Here is an 18,180-nt window from a genome sequence, read left to right on the forward strand (position 1 = left end):
CCATGCCCAAGCAGCAAGCGGCGGCGGTTGCTCGCGTTGTTGAACTTAGCCAGCGTTATGGCGACACGCTCGCACTGGATCGTTTAAGCCTGGATGTGCCTGCCGCTTGCATGGTCGGACTGATTGGTCCTGACGGCGTGGGCAAGTCCAGCTTGCTGTCCTTGCTGGCGGGCGCCCGTGTGATTCAGGAAGGCCGTATTGAAGTGCTGGGTGGCGATATGGCGGAAAAAAGCCATCGCGACCAGATTTGCCCGCGCATTGCCTACATGCCTCAAGGCTTGGGCAAGAACCTGTATCCCACCTTGTCGGTGGAAGAGAACCTGCAGTTTTTTGGTCGATTGTTCGGGCATGATGCTGCCGAGCGCCGTCGTCGAATTGACGATTTGACGCGTAGCACGGGCCTGCATCCTTTTCTGACACGGCCCGCAGGCAAGCTTTCGGGCGGTATGAAGCAAAAGCTGGGGCTGTGCTGCGCATTGATTCACGATCCGGACTTTCTGCTGCTGGACGAGCCTACCACTGGCGTGGACCCATTGGCCCGCAAGCAGTTCTGGGATCTGATCGAGCGTATTCGCATCGAACGTCCCGGCATGAGCGTGATTGTCGCCACCGCTTATATGGACGAGGCCCAGCGCTTTGATTGGCTGGTTGCCATGGACGACGGCCAGATTCTGGCAACAGGTTCGCCCAAAGAGCTGCTGGAGCGCACGGAAAGCAAGAGTCTGGAGCAGGCCTTTATTCGCCTCTTGCCCGAGGACAAGCGTCAAGGCCATAAGGCCGTAGAAATCCCGCCACTGGATGTGGATGCGGACGATATTGCCATTGAGGCCGAAGGGCTGACGATTCGCTTTGGCGACTTTACCGCCGTGGACAATGTGTCCTTCCGGATACGTCGTGGCGAAATTTTTGGTTTTCTGGGCTCGAACGGCTGCGGTAAATCCACCACCATGAAGATGCTGACGGGGCTGTTGCCTGCCTCCGAAGGTCAGGCCTGGTTGTTTGGCCACGAGGTCGATCCCAAAGACATCGATACCCGCCGTCGTGTGGGCTATATGTCACAGGCTTTTTCCCTGTACAGCGAGCTGACGGTCCGGCAAAACCTGGTGCTGCACGCCCAGTTGTTCCACGTCCCCGAGGACGAGGTGGAAGGCCGTGTGGCGGAAATGGTGGAGCGTTTTGAGCTGGGCCAGATTCTGGACCGTTTGCCCGATGCCATTCCTTTGGGGATGCGCCAGCGTCTGTCCTTGGCGGTGGCCATGGTGCATAAGCCAGAGCTGCTGATCCTGGACGAACCCACTTCCGGTGTGGACCCAGTGGCTCGCGACAACTTCTGGCGCTTGCTGATTGAGTTGTCCCGTCGCGACAAGGTCACGATTTTTATCTCCACCCACTTCATGAACGAGGCCGAGCGTTGCGACCGCATGTCCATGATGCACGCCGGTAAAGTGCTCGATAGCGATACGCCTGCGAACCTGGTGAAAAAGCGCGGCGCCGCTGATCTGGAAGAAGCCTTTATTGGCTACTTGCTGGAAGCCAGTGGCCCCGAGCCTGAAGTGGAACCGGCGACAGAACAGGCTGTGGTGGCAAACGAAGCTCATAGCGAAAAGCGCGAACGCTTCAGCTTGCAGCGCTTGCTGAGCTACACCTGGCGCGAAGCGCTGGAGCTGCGCCGTGATCCGGTACGAGCCACTTTGGCCTTGGCCGGTTCCCTGATTTTGCTGTTTGTGATGGGTTTCGGGATCACGCTGGACGTAGAGGATTTGCGCTACGCCGTGCTGGACCGCGACCAGACCAGTATCAGCCAGAACTACGCTTTGAACCTGTCCGGCTCACGCTACTTTCTGGAGCAGGCCCCCTTAACGGATTACCAGGATCTGGACGACAGAATGCGGCGCGGCAAGATTGCGCTGGCGATCGAAATTCCGCCCGGTTTTGGACGTGATGTTCTGCGCGGCAGCAAGCCGGAAATCGCCGCCTGGGTGGACGGTTCCATGCCTACCCGTGCCGAAACCATTCAAGGCTACGTGAAGGCTATGCATCAGCAATGGCTGATTACTCAAGCCAAGGAGCGTCTGGGGGCAGGGGCTTTGGTCGTGCCCGCCAGTATTCAGGACCGTTACCGCTACAACCCGGACGTCAAGAGCTTGCCGGCCATGGTGCCTGCCGTGATTCCGGTGCTGCTGCTGATGCTGCCCGCGATGTTGACTGCACTGTCCGTGGTGCGTGAAAAGGAACTGGGTTCCATCATCAACCTGTACGTCACGCCGGTCACCCGAGTGGAGTTTTTGCTGGGCAAGCAGATTCCCTATATCGGCCTGGCGATGATCAACTTTCTGTGCATGTGCCTCTTGGCCATCACGGTGTTTGATGTGCCCATCAAGGGCAGCTTCCTGACCTTGAGCCTGGCCACCTTGATGTTCTGCGTGATTTCTACCGGCATGGGGCTGGTGGCTTCCACCGTGACGAAAAGTCAGATCGCAGCCATGTTCTTTGCCATGATCGGCACCATGCTGCCAGCCACGCAATTGTCCGGTTTGCTGAACCCGGTGTCCTCCATGGAAGGGATCAGCCGTTGGGCGGGCGAGATTTATCCGGCTACGCATATGTTCAACATCAGTCGCGGGGTATTTAACAAAGCGCTGACGTTCTCGGATCTGCACGGGGCCTTGTTTGCCTTGTTGCTGGCCATTCCGGTGGTGTTGGGCGCGGCGGTCATGCTGCTGAAAAAGCAGGAGAAGTGAGATGAGAAAACTCAAGAATGTACTGTTGCTGGGCCGCAAGGAGCTGTGGAGTCTGGCGCGCGACCCCATGATGCTGCTGCTCATTGTGTACGTGTTTTCGGTCTCGATTTACACCTCCGCGACCGCGCAGCCCGAAACCTTGAACAATGCGCCCATCGCGATTGTGGACCAGGACCAGAGCCCCTTGTCAGCGCGCATTACGTCGGCTTTTTATCCGCCTGAATTCATCCACCCGCACATGATCGAGTATGGGGAAATGGACTCGGGCATGGATACGGGGCAGTTCACCTTTGTGCTGAACATTCCACCGAACTTTCAGCGCGATGTGCTGGCCGGACGCAGCCCCGAAGTGCAGTTGAACATTGACGCCACCCGCATGAGTCAGGCCTTTACCGGCAATAACTACATCCAGCAGGTGGTGATGGGTGAGGTTAACGAGTTTGTGCGGCGGTATCGCAGCATTGACACCTTGCCGGTGGATCTGGCCTTGCGGGTGCGGTTTAACCCCACACTGGAAAAAGCCTGGTTTGGCAGTATTGCCGAGGTCATCAACTCGGTGGCGATGCTGTCCATCATCCTGACTGGAGCCGCCCTGATTCGGGAGCGCGAGCACGGCACGATCGAACACTTGCTGGTGATGCCGGTCACACCCGGCGAGATCATGGCGTCCAAGGTCACGGCCATGGGGTTGGTGGTTCTGGTGGCGACGGCGGCTTCGCTGAATTTTGTGGTGCGAGGTCTGCTGGGCGTGCCCATTGAGGGGTCCATTCCCTTGTTCCTGTGCGGCGCCGTTCTGTGTCTGTTTGCCATGACTTCCATGGGGATTTATCTGGCTACTTTGTCGCGCAGCATGCCGCAGTTTGGCTTGTTGTTGATGCTGACCTTGCTGCCCATGAACTTGCTCTCGGGTGGACGCACCCCCCGCGAAAGCATGCCTGAAATTGTTCAGAACCTGATGCAACTGGCTCCCACCACGCACTTCGTGTCCTTGGGTCAGGCCATTTTGTTCCGTGGCGCAGGGATTGAAACCGTATGGCAACCCTTTTTAGCCCTGCTGGTGATCGGGACGGCGTTGTTCCTTCTGTCACTGCGGCGTTTTCGTAACACCATCTCTCAGATGGCTTGATGGACTGGGCCCCGTCAGGGGGCACTTTTTTCCTTTAAGGAGATTTCGATGAGCATGGAAACACTTCCCCTGGATCTGTACAAGGCCAATGTTGAGTTGCAACTGCGTATCACGCGCCTGCTGCAGGAGGGCGGCCATCGTTGGCTGGAGTCCGTACAGAAAAGTAATTTGCGCAGCATGGAGCAGACCACGGCCGAGATTGAAGGCTTGTTGCAAACGGGTAACTGGCAGTCCTTGGCCACTTTGCCCGCCGACACGTTCTGGCGCTTGTTCCAGCACGGCGTTAACGACAGCCAGACCATCAATCAATTAGCGATTCAGAACCAGACCGAGTTCACCTCCGGTTTGCAGGAAGCGCTGGAAGCCTGGCAGAAGTCGGTGATGGCGGTAGTCAGCAATACCAGTGCGGCCGTGCCAATGATGGATATTTTCAAGCAGTGGGGCGCACCTTGGGCAAATGCTGCCAGCGCCTCTGACACTAAAAAGGGAGCATAAGCGGTATGTCTACGGTTAAACGCACGGCGTTGGTGACAGGTGGGATGGGCGGTCTGGGCCAAGAGATCGCCCGTGCCCTGCATGATGCGGGCCATCAAGTTCTGGTGACTCACTCGCGCAGCGAGGCCGATGCCCAGGTCTGGCTTAAAGAGCAGGCCGATGCAGGTTATGTGTTTCAGGGCTATCACGTTGATGTGGCCGATTTCGAATCGTGCCAGCAAATGGCGCAAGCCATCGAGAAGGACGGTCTGCAAGTGGACATCCTGGTCAATAACGCCGGTATTACGCGCGATGGCACGTTCCGCAAGCTGAGCAAAGACAAGTGGGACGATGTGCTGCGCGTCAATCTGGACTCGGTGTTCAACGTGACCAAGCCCTTTATTGACGGCATGCTGGAGCGTACCTGGGGCCGAGTGATCAATATCTCGTCCATCAATGGCAGCAAGGGACAGTTCGGTCAAACCAACTACTCGGCCGCCAAGGCAGGGATGCACGGCTTTACCAAGGCGCTGGCTCAGGAAGTGGCGCGCAAGGGCGTGACCGTGAACACAATTTCCCCCGGTTATCTGGCCACCAAAATGGTCATGGCCGTGCCGGAAGATGTGCGTAACAGCATTATCGCGGGCATTCCAGTTGGCCGTCTGGGCAAGCCCGAGGAAATTGCCGCTCTGGTCACCTTTATTGCCAGCGAAGCAGCTGGGTTTATGACAGGTAGTAATGTCGCCATGAATGGCGGCCAGCATATGTATTGAGCCCCACCCGGTTCGGCTGCTGCCTGTATGGGTCCGCTTGTCGGGCCTGCTACTTATGAAAGGAATGGATATGCACAAAGATATCGCCATTGTTGCTGCGACTCGTAGTCCCATCGGCCGTTTTCAAGGGGGGCTGTCTACGGTGCCCGCCCACGATTTGAGCGCACAACTGATTCGCGCCGTGCTCCAGAGTACGGGCGTTGCAGCCGAACAGATTGATGAAGTTATTCTGGGCCAGATTCTGACCGCCGGCGCTGGTCAGAACCCGGCCCGTCAGGCCGCCGTGAATTCCGGTCTGCCTTATGAAGTCCCCTCCATGTCCCTGAACAAGCTGTGCGGCTCGGGTTTGAAAGCCGTGCATCTGGCGGCGCAGGCTATCGCGTTGGGCGATGCCGATCTGGTGCTGGCTGGAGGTCAGGAAAGCATGAGCCTGGCTCCCTTTGTTGTACACAAGGCGCGTACTGGCTTGGGCCTGGGCCACGCCATGATGGACGACACCTTGTTGCGTGATGGTCTGACCGACGCTTTCCACAACTACCACATGGGGATCACGGTAGAAAACCTGGCCGAGCGCTACGGCATCACCCGCGAACAACAAGATGCTTTTGCGGTGGAGTCCCAGCGTAAAGCCGTAGCCGCAATGGAAGCCGGGCGCTTCAAGGATGAAATTACCCCCATCGACGTACCTCAGCGTAAAGGCGACCCTGTGCGCGTTGAGGCCGACGAACAGCCCCGTGCTCAAACCACGCTGGAGTCCTTGGCCAAGCTGCGTCCTGCCTTCAAGAAAGACGGCACGGTTACCGCCGGGAACGCGTCCACCATCAACGACGGTGCAGCCGTACTTTTGCTGGCCAGCGCAGAGAAAGCCAAGGAATTGGGCCTGCCCGTTCTGGCCTGGATTCGTGGCTGGGCCAGCACGGGCGTAGACCCGGCCATCATGGGTATTGGCCCGGTATCGGCCAGCCGCAAGGTCTTGAAGAAGGTGGGTTGGGAACTGGATCAACTGGACCTGATCGAAGCCAACGAAGCCTTTGCCGCTCAATCGCTGGCGGTGGCCAAAGACTTGCAGTGGGATATGGACAAGGTCAACGTCAATGGCGGTGCCATCGCTTTGGGCCACCCCATTGGTGCTTCCGGCGCGCGCGTGCTGGTGACCTTGGTTCATGAAATGCGTCGCCGTGGTGCCCAGAAAGGTTTGGCCACCTTGTGCATTGGCGGTGGTCAAGGCGTAGCGATTGCCATTGAGGCCGCTTGAACAGATAGCTGATTGAAGGGAGAAGATGATGACAGATAAGTCTCGTGACGACAGCACGGCCTGGTCCTCCTGGATGATGAATCCCTGGAACCTGGGTCAGACCGTCTCCTCGTACTTTGTGGACGCCTGGCAGCGCGCCATTCTGTATGCCGATATCGAGCGTCAGGTCGGGGATCAGTACCAGGCCCAACGCAAGGTTGAAGTGCCCAATGTGCTGAACTTCCCGGCTGAACTGGTCATGTCGGGTCTGACTCTTCCCCGACCGGTCAACTATCTGATGGTGCGTATTCTGGCACCGGAAGATCAGCCTACCGATCCCAGCAAACGTCCTTTCCTGGTGGTGGACCCCCGGGCCGGGCATGGGCCTGGGATTGGTGGCTTCAAATCCGACAGTGAAATTGGTGCCGCGCTGCAAGCAGGGCACCCTTGCTATTTCGTCGGTTTTTTACCAGACCCCGTCCCCGGCCAGACGGTCGAGGATGTAATGCGTGCCCATGCTGCCTTTGTCAGCAAAGCGGCTGAACTGCATCCGGAAAGTCAGGGCAAGCCAGTGGTGATCGGCAATTGTCAGGCAGGCTGGCAGGTCATGATGGCCGCCGCTGTCTGGCCCGAGTTGTTTGGCCCTCTGATTCTGGCCGGGGCCCCCGTGTCCTACTGGGCTGGTCGCAACCCCATGCGTTATGCCGGTGGTTTGCTGGGCGGCAGTTGGTTGACTGCCATGACCAGCGACCTGGGCAATGGCCGCTTTGATGGCGCGTGGCTGGTCAAGAACTTTGAAAACCTGGACCCTGCCAATACCTTGTGGTCCAAGCAGTACAACGTGTACGCCAAGGCCGACACCGAGGCCGAGCGCTATATCGGTTTCGAGAAGTACTGGGGTGGCTATGTCTTTTTGAACGATGTGGAAATGCAGTACATCGTGGACAACCTTTTCATTGGCAACAAGCTGTCTACGGCCCAGTTGATGACCTCGGACGGCATCCGTATCGACCTGCGTAATATCCGTTCGCCCATTGTGGTGTTCAGTTCCTTTGGCGACAACATCACGCCGCCTGCACAGGCTTTGGGCTGGATTACCGATCTGTATCTGGATGACGACGATGTACGCAGTCACGACCAGACTATCGTGTTCACAACCCATGACCGTATCGGGCATTTGGGTATTTTTGTGTCCGGCAGTGTGGGCAGCAAGGAGCACCGCAAATTTGCCAGCACCATTGATCAGATTGATCTGTTGCCTGCCGGTATTTATCGGGCCACGGTTGAAGAAACACCTGACGACGACACTTTGCTGAACGACCCCTATTTGATGTCGGTGCGTCAAAGCAATCTGGCGGAAATTGCCGAGATTGTGCAGCCAGATCCTGAATCAGACCGCCGCTTTGCAGCGGCTGCACGCTTGTCGGAAATCAACCTGGCTTTCTACAAGAGCACCTTGCAACCGTGGGTCAAAGCGTTGTCCACGCCGTATACCGCGGCATTGCTGGAAGCGCTGCACCCTATGCGTCTGTCCTACGAGTCCTGGACCAGCGCCCACCCTTGGGCTGCCACGATTCATCAATGGGCCGAGAACATCAGCCAGCAGCGCCAGACTGTGGATGACGATAATCTGTTCCTGGAAGCACAGGAGAATTTCTCTCAGGCCATGGAACGGGCCTTGAATAATTACCGTGACCGTCGCGACAGCATCTACCAGATCTGGTTCGACACGGTATACGGCTCGCCCTTGCTGATGGCGCTGGCGGGCCATGCGCCGGGAGACTCTGCACCGGCACGCCCGCATCCTGGCAGCTCCCCCGAGCATCTGGCTTTTGTGCGTCAGCAGATGCACAGACTGGACGGTTTGTTGAACGAAGGCGGTTTGCTGGAGGCGGCACTGCGCGGTTTGTTCCATATCGCCAAGCAGCGCAACAGCGTGGACGAGCGTTATCACCATGCCGCCATGCGCTTGCGCGAGCAATACGATGCTGGCAAGTTTGATATTGAAAAAATGCGTGCTGCGATTCGCGAGCAGGCCTTGGTGCTGGCGCATCATGGTCATAAAGCCGTGGAAGCGATTCCGCACTTGTTGAGCAAACATACGCCAGAGGAAATCCGTCTGGTGGCGTCCCTGATCAAGAAACTGATCAGCGCCATTGATGAGCAGGATGCGGCTCCCGAGGCCGTGGTCAAGGCGTCGGAAGAAGTGTTGGGCTTGTTCGAGGCGGCTGCCAAACAGCAGGAGCAGGGCGGGAAGTCGAGCAGTGCGGACACCCAGCCCGTTGCTAAAACAGCAAGCAAGGTCGCAACGAAAGCCGCTGTTAAAACGACGCCAGCAGTGGCTAGTAAGTCGACCGCTCCTGCTTCAGTAAAGCCAACGATGGCCCAGACGGTAAAGAAAACGGCTGCGAAATCGACGGGTACATCGTCAACAGATACGAGCGCTAAAACAGCTGCAACAGCGCCAGTGAAACCAGCCGCCAAGCCAGCGACTAAACCGCTTGCCCAAACCACGGCAGGTATTGCAGCTCAAGCGGCAGCCAAGCCCGCAGCTGAAAAGCCTGTAACTGCCAAGCCTGCTGCTCGTTCCGTGGGTGATACCAAGGTCGGTGCCGCTGCAAAAGCAGAGGCGGCCAAGCCCCAGGCCAAGTCGGTAGAACCCCGCAAGGAACCGGGTAAGGCGACCAGCGCTGCCGGGACTCCAGCATCCGCCGTTTCAAGCTCGGCAACTCCAGCTACAAGCAAATCGCCAGCCTCCAAGTCTGCAACGAGTTCGCCGCCAGCATCCGGGCAGGGCAAGGCTCCCACCAAGCCTGCCAGCACAGGCGCCGCTTCCAGGACTCGTCAGCGCAAGTCTTGAGACTTGGCTTCAGTGAATTTTTGAAGGAGTTTTCAGCATGAAGTATTCATTTTCCGGCCACTCTGTTTTGGTAACGGGCGCTGCCTCGGGTATCGGTGCCGCAACGGCTCGCCTGCTGGCGGCCAATGGCCTGTCGGTTGTTGTGTCGGACGTACAGGCCGACGCAGTTCAAGCCGTGGTCAAGGAAATTGAGCAGGCCGGTGGCAAGGCCGTGGCGAACGTGGCTGATGTTACTCAGCCCGATCAGTTGAAAACCGCTGTCGATTGCGCCATCGAGCATTTCGGTGCCTTGCACTTTGCCGTCAATAACGCGGGTGTGGGCGGGGATTCCGGCCCGGCTGGCGAGATGGATCTGGACGGCTGGCGTCGCCTGATCGACATCAACCTGAACGGTGTAGCTTATGGCCTGCGTTATCAGATTCCCGCCATTTTGTCCGCAGGTGGGGGCGCGATTGTGAATATGTCGTCCATCATGGGCCTGGTGGCCAACCCCACTTTGCCCGGCTACAACGCCGCCAAACACGGGGTGATTGGCCTGAGCCGTTCTGCTGCGCTGGAATATTCCGCTAAAGGCATACGCATCAACACCATCCATCCCGGTTATGTGGATACCCCGATTCTGTCGGGCTTTGATGATGTTGCCCGTGCAGCGTTGGTAGCCCAACACCCGATTGGGCGTTTGGGCCATGCCGATGAAATTGCCCACGCTATTGCCTTCCTGCTCTCGGACGGCGCCAGCTTCATGACGGGCGCGTGCATGGTGGCCGATGGGGGTTACACCTCTCGTTAAGTTGGGGGTTACATCGCTGCAAGAACAAGATCAGTATTTTCATTCAAGACTAGCCAGCGAAAATTCGGGCCCCCACTTTGAGCGGGGCCTATTTTTTTAAGGGGTTCCACGATGAAGTATTCATTCTCTGGTCACTCTGCGCTGGTTACCGGCGCGACCTCGGGTATTGGTGCTGCAACAGCCCGCTTGCTGGCTGCGAATGGCTTGTCTGTGGTGGTATCGGGTCGAAATCGAAGTGCGCTGGACGAGGTAGTCAAGGATATTGAAAAAGCCGGTGGCAAGGCCGTTGCGAAAGTAACGGACGTGACTAAGCCAGATCAGGTGAAGGAACTGGTTGATTGCGCCATCGAGAACTTCGGTGCCCTGCATTTTGCGGTGAATAATGCAGGCATTCTGGGTGGTTCCAAGCCCGTTGGCGAGCTGGATCTGGACGATTGGCACAGCCTGATTGATACCAATCTGAATGGTGTGGCTTACGGTTTGCGCTATCAGATTCCAGCGATTTTGGCGGCCGGTGGTGGGGCGGTTGTGAATATGTCGTCCATCATGGGGCTGGTCTCCAATGCGCGCTTACCCGGTTACAACGCGGCCAAACATGGGGTGGTGGGATTGAGTCGTGCGGCGGCGCTGGAGTATTCCTCCAAGGGCCTACGCATCAATACGATTCACCCCGGCTATGTGGATACGCCCATCCTGTCTGATTATGACGAGGCTGCACGCGCCGATCTGGTGACTCAGCATCCGATTGGTCGCCTGGGGCATTCTGACGAGATTGCTCATACCATCGCCTTTCTGCTCTCGGAAGGGGCCAGCTTCATGACAGGTGCGTGCCTGGTGGCCGATGGGGGCTATACCGCCAAGTAAGCGATAAGGGTGGTGGCTCTGCCGATTTGATGGACGGAGCACATACCGCTGGCGTGTTTGTAAAGCAGTCCTATGCCGGTGCTCGACGTTTATGCGAGTACCGGCATTTGTTTTATTTCACGCCAATAATCCTGATCGTGGTAATTGACACCGAGCCGGGTGGCACCCCAGTGACGGCATGGGCCTGCGTGATAGGGACGTGGATACGAGCAGAACCACCAATCCCCAGTTGTTTGACGATGTCCTGGAAAAGCGGCGGCAGGTCTACGGTCAGGCTGGTTTTGGTTTCTCTGGCGGCCAGGATTTCCCCCGTGCCCAGTTCTTCATCAAGCTCAAACAAGATATCGCTGCTAGCGCTCACCATAGGTGCCTTGCCCTTGTTCAGGATCTTGTAGACCACGCCATCAGGCATTTTGACGGCGCCCTTTTCGGCTGCTGCCGCCGCTAGAACAGACTGGGCCTGCTTCTCGTTCTTGGACAGCATGGCCTGCTCCAACAGCTTGTCTACGTTGGCCAGCTCCACAGAAATAATGCTGGAGGACAATTGCAGACGCTGGTCGATCTTGTCGCTAAAGCCTTGTGAGAAGGCTTGCAAGTCCAGTTTTTTGCCGATGGACGCCAGTTTCTGTGTTTCATGAGGCGCACTATCCGCGTACCAGGCACCGATAGCGTAGCTCAGACGAATGTCTGGTGAGGCGGCGTCATTCACAACCATGCGCCGGGGCGCTCCGGTGGGTTCGGCTTTGCTTGAATTCAGAGCCTGTGCGACTAACCGGTGCTGCAAGTCCTGCTTGGCCTCTTTTAATTTGTCTATTTCCTTCTTGAGCGTGGCGATTTCTGTAGCGGTCGCGGCACGCTTGCTGTCCTGTGAGGGATCATTGGACAGGTCCTGGTTCCGGGCTTTTTGCAGGCTTTCCAGTTCTGATGCCAAAGCGTGTTTCTGATTCATCTCGTCTTCCAGGCGCTGACTTAATTCCTTGATTCGTGCCTGGTTTTGCTCCTGATCAAGAGTGACGGGCGCCAGGATCAGTGATCCGTCTGGCTCTGCCTGTAGCAGCTGCAATTGTTCTTGCAACTGGCTATTCAGATTCTCGGCATCAGACAAGCGTTGTTGCAAGGCTATCAACTGGGTGTTGGCTTGATGTAGCTCGTTTCTGAGCAAGGCGTTGTTATCGGCGTGGCCTGCTGGAGCAGGAATGGCGCTGGGTTGAGCAGAGCTCGTACCTCCCTGCGGTCGAGCAAGGCCGTTCCCTATGATGTTTTCGTTGGCCAAGCGATCCAGAAGGCCTGTTCCGACAGAATGAGAAGCCTCATAGAAAAGCAGCAGACTGCAGCAAAGCGCTGCGTTGAAGTATTTCCTCATAGCTTATTCAGGTTCTGAACGCGATCCATCATGTTGGTATAGACAGCGTTATTAATGCGGACACAGACCAGAGAAAGCATTTTATTGACTTCGGTCAGCATGATCTCAGACGCGTTTTCATCAATCAGAGCCTCGTTGGATTTATAGATTCCGAAGTTCTCATCAATGGTCTGCATTTGCAGTCGGTATTTTTCGTAGGCAAGGGGGTCCAGCTCTTTGAGTGCAGCGAACTCTTGAAAGCATTTATCTTCCTTGCTGGATGCACCAGACTCTTCGGTGTTACGAATAGGGGTGGTAGCTTGGCAAGCAGATAAAACAAAGGCGGCCAGGATGGCCGCGCTGGGTAGGGTGAATCGCATAAATTCCTCGATACGTTCGACTAGCTTTATTCAGGTTTTTGAGGGGCGAGTATTGAATTCGAGCGTTGTTGCAAGTCTTGAAAACGTGGGCCTCGGTTCCTTGCTTTGGATGATTGTCAGCTTCAACAAAACCAGATTGCATCAGCTTGCTTTACGCTGAAATTGGAACATGCAGATGCCGACTAAAAATTAAGAACTATCTGATTTTCATGCCTTTCTATTATTGAGGTAGACGTAAAAAAAAATCGCCACTTCCCAATCGGGGTAGCGGCGATATCATTTGGAAAGAGGGGTTTGTCTAGATCTGGACAGGGCCGGTGCTATGGCTTGCAGCTCTTTTGAGGCGGGATATATAGCAGCGACAGGAGCAATAGCACCAGGCAGATAATGGCGGTCAGAATATTGGTACCGCTCCAGCCTGCGAAGCTGAACAGAAAGGCCGGTGCGAACGCCCCCAGAGTGGCGCAGATGGATACACCCAGATCATTCAAGCCCTGTACCTCCAGAAACTGCGGTTTGCCTTCCAGGGATTCCGTCAGCAAGGCGCTGCCACCCACATAGGTGAAGTTCCAGCCTAAGCCCAGAATCAATAGCGAAAGGGTGAGCATCGTGTAGCTGTGACCAACAATATTGACCAGGCTGCTCACGAGCAAAAGCAGGATGCCGGTGATGGCAATGGTTTTCAGGCCAAATTTCTGGATCAGAATACCGGTAAAGAAAGAAGGGGCGAACATGGCCAGCACATGCCATTGAATCGCGGTGCTGATGTCTGAAAAATGCACATGAAGATGAGACATGTGCATGGACGCCTGAATCATCAGCAAGTTCATGATGCCGTAGCCAATCGCGGCGATGCAGATGGCAATAGCCAGCGTCTTGTTATGCAGCACCAGGCCCAAGGTCTGGCCACGATTGGTTTTCTGGCGCGCCGCAGGCTGAGCTGGTCGCACTTCCTTGATGCACAGATTCAGGATGCACGAGACCAGCGCTAACAAGGTGAAGGCGGCATAGCAGGCGGCGAACTCGGGCCCGAAACTGCTGGTTTTCAAACTCCGTATCAGCAAGGGGCCTGTTACGGCGGCAATTACGCCTCCGGCTACCACCAGGGAGATAGCACGCGGTTTGAGCATGCTGCCAAGTCCGTCGGTGGCGGCAAAGCGGTTGAAGTTGGCAAAGGCAATGTAAATGCCCAGCAAGGCATGCGATGCCACCAGCCAGGAAAACTGTTTCAGTTCGATTGCCCAGTAACCGACCACACCCGAGGCGGCCAAGGGCAGGCTGGCCAGCAAAAAGGATTTTTTCCGGCCTATGGCGGCCATCAGCCTGGAGGCCGGCAGTGTGAACAGCATCACAAACAGGAACTGAAAACCGTAGGGCACGGTGGATAGCCACGGTTCGGGAGCCAGACTGCCACCGACCAGGGCCGCCATGGTGACGGACATGACGGCGGTGGTCAGGTTGATGGATTGGGCCAGGAAATAAAGGTAGGTTCGAAACGGCAGGCGGGTGGCTGTCATGGTGCTACACGGTGATGAAGCTTGGGGTGGAAGGTTGCGCGAATACAAGCCTTGTTGTTGAGAGCAGGGCAATGCAAACACAGCAAATGAAAAGCAGTCGGGACGATTTTGGAGTGTCACGACGCCCTTGTCTCGAACAGTCGGTGTACTATCCTGAAAACTGTTAGTTAATTTTTTCTAACAGTGACTGGAGGCGGGCAGCATGGATTTTTACGAACGTCTGAAGGAGGCGATTCTTCAGGGTGACTGGGCGGTGGGGCAGCAACTGCCTTCCATCCGCAAGATGATGGCCACAGAAGGCCTGAGCCATCACACCGTGGTCAGCGCCTACACCCGTCTGGTTGGCGAGGGGATGCTGGAGGCTTTGCAAGGTCGCGGTTATTTTGTGGCGCGTTGGTCCGGGCTGGGGGAGCACTTGCCCTTATCGCCGTCCGAGGCGGCGACGGACCCTTTGCTTAAAATCCTGCAAGCCAAGCCCGAGCAGTGCAAGCTGGGTTGTGGCTGGTTGCCTGTGCCGTGGCGGGATACGGATGCCTTGGCCAAGGCCATACGCAAGACGGCGCGTTCCGGGCGCAGTGGTCTGGTTGAGTATGGCGACATTCAGGGCTATCTGCCCTTGCGCAAGCAACTGTCCATGTTGTTGCGGCAATCGACTTTGATCGAGGTCTCTCCCCAGCAGATTGTGACGACTCTGGGGGCGACACAAGCGCTGGATCTGATTGCGCGGACTGTGATTGTTCCGGGCGACCATGTTTTGGTGGATGAACCCTGTAATGGCAATTTGATCAAGTTGATTCGCTTGTGTGGGGGCGTGCCGATCGGGGTGCCGCGTCTGGCGGATGGGCCGGATGTAGGGGCTTTGGCGCAGATCTTGGGCAGGCACAAGGTGCGGGCTTTTTTCTGCAATAGCACCTTTCATAATCCGACCGGGGCGGGTTTGAGTCCCAAGGTGGCCTTTGCCGTGGTCAAGCTGGCGATGGAGCACGATTTCCTGATTGTTGAGGATGATGTGTACGGGGACTTTTTCCCTGGCGTGCGGCAGACGTTTGCGGGGCTGGGGGATTTGGAGCATGTGGTTTATATAGGCAGTTTTTCCAAGTCCTTGTCGGCCTCCTTGCGGATTGGCTACATCGCCTGCGGGTTGCAGTTGCTGGAGCCCTTGATTCGGCTAAAGCTCTTGACCAGTGTGGCTGTGCCGGGATTTTGCGAGCGTTTCGTCAATACGATTCTGGCGGATGGCACGTATGCGAAACATACGCAGGCGATTCAGCGGCAATTGATGACGCATCAGCAAATTGCGCAGAAAGCGCTGATGGAATACGGCTGGGTATTTGATGTGCCGGCGCAGGGCGGGATGTTCTTGTGGGTCGGGCATCCGGAGATGCCGGATTTGACGGCTTATATAGAGAGGCTGGAGCAGCAGGGGATCTTGCTGATGCCGGGGGCGTCGTTTGCGGTAGGCAAGGATTTCAGGGACAGGATGCGCTTGAATGTAGCGCACTTGACGCAGGAGGTGATGCCTTGTTTGGGGTGGACGTAAGAGCTGGTGCTGTTTGATTTGGCTTCTTTTTGCTTTGCTCGGTTTAGATTGCTTTCTTGTCTGAAGCGTCTCGGGTTGGAGCAGGGGGCTCGTTCTGAAAGACGCCATTCGGGTTCGCCCCAGGGCTGAGCGGCTGAGTCCTTGCCGACGCTGCGCGTCGGTCCCCTTGGCAATTGCAGGATACGGGCGCGCCCTTAACTTGCCCGGTGATGTGTCCCCCGGACACATCACAAGCGTCGGGCGCGAACAGAAGGGCGCTTGCACCCCGTATCCCGCAATCGCCCGCGGCAAGAACTCTGACTCGCCGCTCAGCCCTGGGGCGAACCCGAATGGCTTATTGAAAGAAAATAGAGTCCCTCTGTGTTTACGATTTTGATGGCTTTGGCTTTGGCTTTGGCTTTGGCTTTGGCCTGGTTGGGGATTGCTTGTGTTGGTATTTGCCTTTGCTTGGTCTGGTCGGGTGTGGGGTATCGGGCCAGTTCGTGTGGGGTCAAACTGTCTGAGTCCACTTAAGTGACTGAGCAGGTAAGGAGTCGCCTGACGTGTTTGGCGTTCAGCGTGGGATGCTGAAAGATGACGATAGATCAGAGCTGTATTTTTGTTGTTTTCGGTAGCGGGGTCCGAGCTGTAGAGATTGCTTCTTTTCTCCGCTTTTCTAAAGAAAGCCCCTGTCTGCTGTTAGCGGACAGGGGCTTGTTCCTGTGGGGCTTGTTTTAGCTTACGGTTTCAGGACGGGGTGGTGTCCTGCCAGTGGTTTCATGTTTTCCACGGCGTAGGCAACGTTCAGGATGCGGGCTTCTTCAAAGGCGGGGCCGATGATTTGCAGGCCCACGGGCATGCCTTCGGAGATACCGGCTGGCACGGTGACGGCGGGTAGGCCGGTCAGGTTGCTGGGGCCGGTAAAGCGGATGCCTTCGTCGATGAAGTCCAGGGTTTTGCCGTTGATGTTGACGGTATCGGTGCCGATATTGGGTACCTGGCAAGGCAGGGTGGGGGCGATGATGACGTCTACGTCTTTGAAGGTGGCGGTAAATTGTTGTTTCAGTGCACGGCGTACTTGCTGGGCTTGCAGGTAGTCGATGCCGCTGAACAGTTCGCCCAGTTCAAACAGGAAGCGGATGTCGCCGCCGAAGTCGTCGGGGCGTTTGATCAGGTCCTGGTGGTGGATGGTGGCAGCTTCGGTCAGGCTGACGGCCAGCTCGGCCCATTCGGAGTAGCGCAGGGCGGGGACTTTCAGCGGGATGACTTTGGCGCCCTGTTTTTCCAGGTCGGCCAGGCGGTCGCGGATTACTTTTTCGATTCCGGCGTCCACGTTCTTGAAGAAGTAGTCTTCGATGATGCCGATGCGCAGTCCTTTAACGTTGCCATTCAGTGCGCTCAGGTAGGAACCGACGGGAACGTTGGCGCAGGTGGGGTCGCGGCCATCAAAGCCGGCGATCACTTCCAGCATGGCAGCGGCGTCAGCCACGGTTTTGGACATGGGGCCTACGTGGTCCAGGGTCCAGGCCAGGGGGTAGACGCCGAATTTGCTGACGCGGCCATGGGTGGGTTTCAGGCCGACGATGCCGCATGCGGCCGATGGGATACGGATGGAACCGGCCGTGTCGGTGCCCAGGGTGTTGTAGGAGCTGTGGGAGGCTACCGCTGCACCCGAGCCACCGCTGGAGCCACCAGGGACGCGGTCGGCATTCCAGGGATTATGGACGGCGCCAAAGTGCGGGTTGTTGTTGTCGATACCCCAGGCGTACTCGTGCATGTTCAGCTTGCCGGTGAAGATCACCCCGGCATCGCGCAGCTTGGTGGCCACGGTCGCGTCGTCTTTGGAGACAAAGTCCTTGTGGATTTTGGAGGCCATGGTGGTGACCTCGTTCGCAAAGTAAATATTGTCTTTCAGGGCCAGCGGAACACCGTGGAACACGCCTTTGTACTTGCCGGCCATGATGTCCTGTTCCGCTTGTTTGGCGCTCTTGCGGGCTTGCTCAGCGGTAACAGAAATGTAGGCGTTGGTTTGCTTGTTGGATTGCTCGATGTAGCTCAGCAGGTTGTCGGTCACTTCAACGGGGGAGACGGCTTTGCTGCGCAGCTTGTCGGCCAGATCGATGACGCTCAGTTCAAGCAGGTCTTTATTCATGGTGGTCGCCTCCGGCCAGGTGTTTGATTGCTACGTCTGCATCGTCAATGGCGATGCCTTCCAGATTGCCTTTCATGGCCTGGATTTCGCGCCATTTGACTTCCAGTTTCTCCAGATGCTGGGGGCTGGGATGTATCCCTTTTGCCGCCAAGGCGTCTTTCACACTTACCGTCATTTGTCTTCTCCTTGTGGTGGTCATAAAACAGGCATGCATAAATCGCGCGCACAAAAAAAGCCCCACCCCTGGTGACAGGGAGTGAGGCTTTATTGCCTGCATGTCGCTGGCAACTTTGGCAGCGCATGCATCTGTTTTGGCAGACAAAGTTGTCTGCCTAATTAATCTACAAAATATGCCTTCTGAAAAATACTAGGGTTTTCCAGCGCTTGGGATGCCGGCAGTGCACACAG

The 18,180-nt window shown here is 56.7% G+C and carries 14 protein-coding genes; 9 read left to right on the forward strand and 5 right to left on the reverse strand.

The features are described 5' to 3' along the window. The first annotated feature begins 2 nt into the window (after positions 1-2). The 8 genes from rbbA to U2949_RS00520 all read left to right on the forward strand — a co-directional run bounded on the left by rbbA (position 3) and on the right by U2949_RS00520 (position 10,862). Complete coding sequence (rbbA, locus tag U2949_RS00485) at positions 3-2,741, forward strand: ribosome-associated ATPase/putative transporter RbbA (RefSeq protein ID WP_257723583.1); 2,739 nt, start codon at positions 3-5, stop codon at positions 2,739-2,741. Position 2,742: 1 nt separating this feature from the next. Continuing rightward, on the forward strand, positions 2,743-3,867 hold the full coding sequence (locus U2949_RS00490; protein WP_021446932.1) for an ABC transporter permease: 1,125 nt from the start codon (positions 2,743-2,745) through the stop codon (positions 3,865-3,867). Between the two features lie 54 nt (positions 3,868-3,921). Next, a complete protein-coding gene (locus U2949_RS00495; RefSeq protein ID WP_230940634.1) occupies positions 3,922-4,362 on the forward strand; it encodes a phasin family protein in 441 nt (146 codons plus the stop codon). A 5-nt stretch (positions 4,363-4,367) separates the two neighbouring features. Beyond that, entirely contained in the window at positions 4,368-5,114 is a 747-nt protein-coding gene (phbB, locus tag U2949_RS00500) for an acetoacetyl-CoA reductase (RefSeq protein ID WP_026484632.1), read from the forward strand. A gap of 70 nt (positions 5,115-5,184) precedes the next feature. Next, a complete protein-coding gene (locus tag U2949_RS00505) occupies positions 5,185-6,369 on the forward strand; it encodes an acetyl-CoA C-acetyltransferase (protein ID WP_321285533.1) in 1,185 nt (394 codons plus the stop codon). Between the two features lie 28 nt (positions 6,370-6,397). Then, entirely contained in the window at positions 6,398-9,208 is a 2,811-nt protein-coding gene (locus U2949_RS00510) for a DUF3141 domain-containing protein (protein ID WP_407654142.1), read from the forward strand. 37 nt (positions 9,209-9,245) lie between these two features. Next, positions 9,246-9,998, forward strand: a complete 753-nt coding sequence (locus tag U2949_RS00515; protein ID WP_321285535.1) for an SDR family NAD(P)-dependent oxidoreductase — start codon at positions 9,246-9,248, stop codon at positions 9,996-9,998. 111 nt (positions 9,999-10,109) lie between these two features. Then, positions 10,110-10,862: an SDR family NAD(P)-dependent oxidoreductase gene (locus tag U2949_RS00520; protein WP_109088167.1), complete on the forward strand. Its 753-nt coding sequence runs from the start codon at positions 10,110-10,112 to the stop codon at positions 10,860-10,862. Between the two features lie 112 nt (positions 10,863-10,974). On the opposite strand, the gene U2949_RS00525 is transcribed toward U2949_RS00520, so the two are convergent. The 3 genes from U2949_RS00525 to U2949_RS00535 all read right to left on the reverse strand — a co-directional run bounded on the left by U2949_RS00525 (position 10,975) and on the right by U2949_RS00535 (position 14,101). Then, complete coding sequence (locus U2949_RS00525) at positions 10,975-12,135, reverse strand: FKBP-type peptidyl-prolyl cis-trans isomerase N-terminal domain-containing protein (RefSeq protein WP_321285537.1); 1,161 nt, start codon at positions 12,133-12,135, stop codon at positions 10,975-10,977. Positions 12,136-12,221: 86 nt separating this feature from the next. Next, entirely contained in the window at positions 12,222-12,584 is a 363-nt protein-coding gene (locus U2949_RS00530; protein WP_257723580.1) for a hypothetical protein, read from the reverse strand. A 320-nt stretch (positions 12,585-12,904) separates the two neighbouring features. Then, positions 12,905-14,101, reverse strand: coding sequence for an MFS transporter (locus U2949_RS00535; RefSeq protein WP_321285539.1), 1,197 nt, complete (start codon positions 14,099-14,101; stop codon positions 12,905-12,907). Positions 14,102-14,303: 202 nt separating this feature from the next. On the opposite strand from U2949_RS00535, the gene U2949_RS00540 reads away from it, so the two are divergent. Beyond that, positions 14,304-15,641: an aminotransferase-like domain-containing protein gene (locus tag U2949_RS00540; RefSeq protein WP_321285544.1), complete on the forward strand. Its 1,338-nt coding sequence runs from the start codon at positions 14,304-14,306 to the stop codon at positions 15,639-15,641. A gap of 718 nt (positions 15,642-16,359) precedes the next feature. Here the strand turns inward: U2949_RS00540 and U2949_RS00545 are convergent. Continuing rightward, positions 16,360-17,772: an amidase gene (locus U2949_RS00545; RefSeq protein ID WP_321285546.1), complete on the reverse strand. Its 1,413-nt coding sequence runs from the start codon at positions 17,770-17,772 to the stop codon at positions 16,360-16,362. Further along, complete coding sequence (locus U2949_RS00550) at positions 17,765-17,947, reverse strand: hypothetical protein (protein WP_026484623.1); 183 nt, start codon at positions 17,945-17,947, stop codon at positions 17,765-17,767. Before U2949_RS00550 ends, U2949_RS00545 begins: the two co-directional genes overlap by 8 nt. Positions 17,948-18,180 lie beyond the last annotated feature (233 nt).

Source organism: Alcaligenes phenolicus, from assembly GCF_032063905.1.
In the GTDB taxonomy this organism is placed as follows: Bacteria; Pseudomonadota; Gammaproteobacteria; order Burkholderiales; family Burkholderiaceae_B; genus Alcaligenes; species Alcaligenes phenolicus.

Bases quoted from the DNA above. Each gene is read 5' to 3' on its own strand.
- phbB (WP_026484632.1), top strand. From the start codon at position 4,368: ATGTCTACGGTTAAACGCACGGCGTTGGTGACAGGTGGGATGGGCGGT.
- U2949_RS00510 (WP_407654142.1), top strand. From the start codon at position 6,398: ATGACAGATAAGTCTCGTGACGACAGCACGGCCTGGTCCTCCTGGATG.
- U2949_RS00530 (WP_257723580.1), bottom strand. From the start codon at position 12,584: ATGCGATTCACCCTACCCAGCGCGGCCATCCTGGCCGCCTTTGTTTTA.
- U2949_RS00505 (WP_321285533.1), top strand. From the start codon at position 5,185: ATGCACAAAGATATCGCCATTGTTGCTGCGACTCGTAGTCCCATCGGC.
- U2949_RS00550 (WP_026484623.1), bottom strand. From the start codon at position 17,947: ATGACGGTAAGTGTGAAAGACGCCTTGGCGGCAAAAGGGATACATCCC.
- U2949_RS00540 (WP_321285544.1), top strand. From the start codon at position 14,304: ATGGATTTTTACGAACGTCTGAAGGAGGCGATTCTTCAGGGTGACTGG.
- U2949_RS00520 (WP_109088167.1), top strand. From the start codon at position 10,110: ATGAAGTATTCATTCTCTGGTCACTCTGCGCTGGTTACCGGCGCGACC.
- U2949_RS00535 (WP_321285539.1), bottom strand. From the start codon at position 14,101: ATGACAGCCACCCGCCTGCCGTTTCGAACCTACCTTTATTTCCTGGCC.
- U2949_RS00515 (WP_321285535.1), top strand. From the start codon at position 9,246: ATGAAGTATTCATTTTCCGGCCACTCTGTTTTGGTAACGGGCGCTGCC.
- rbbA (WP_257723583.1), top strand. From the start codon at position 3: ATGCCCAAGCAGCAAGCGGCGGCGGTTGCTCGCGTTGTTGAACTTAGC.
- U2949_RS00495 (WP_230940634.1), top strand. From the start codon at position 3,922: ATGGAAACACTTCCCCTGGATCTGTACAAGGCCAATGTTGAGTTGCAA.
- U2949_RS00490 (WP_021446932.1), top strand. From the start codon at position 2,743: ATGAGAAAACTCAAGAATGTACTGTTGCTGGGCCGCAAGGAGCTGTGG.
- U2949_RS00545 (WP_321285546.1), bottom strand. From the start codon at position 17,772: ATGAATAAAGACCTGCTTGAACTGAGCGTCATCGATCTGGCCGACAAG.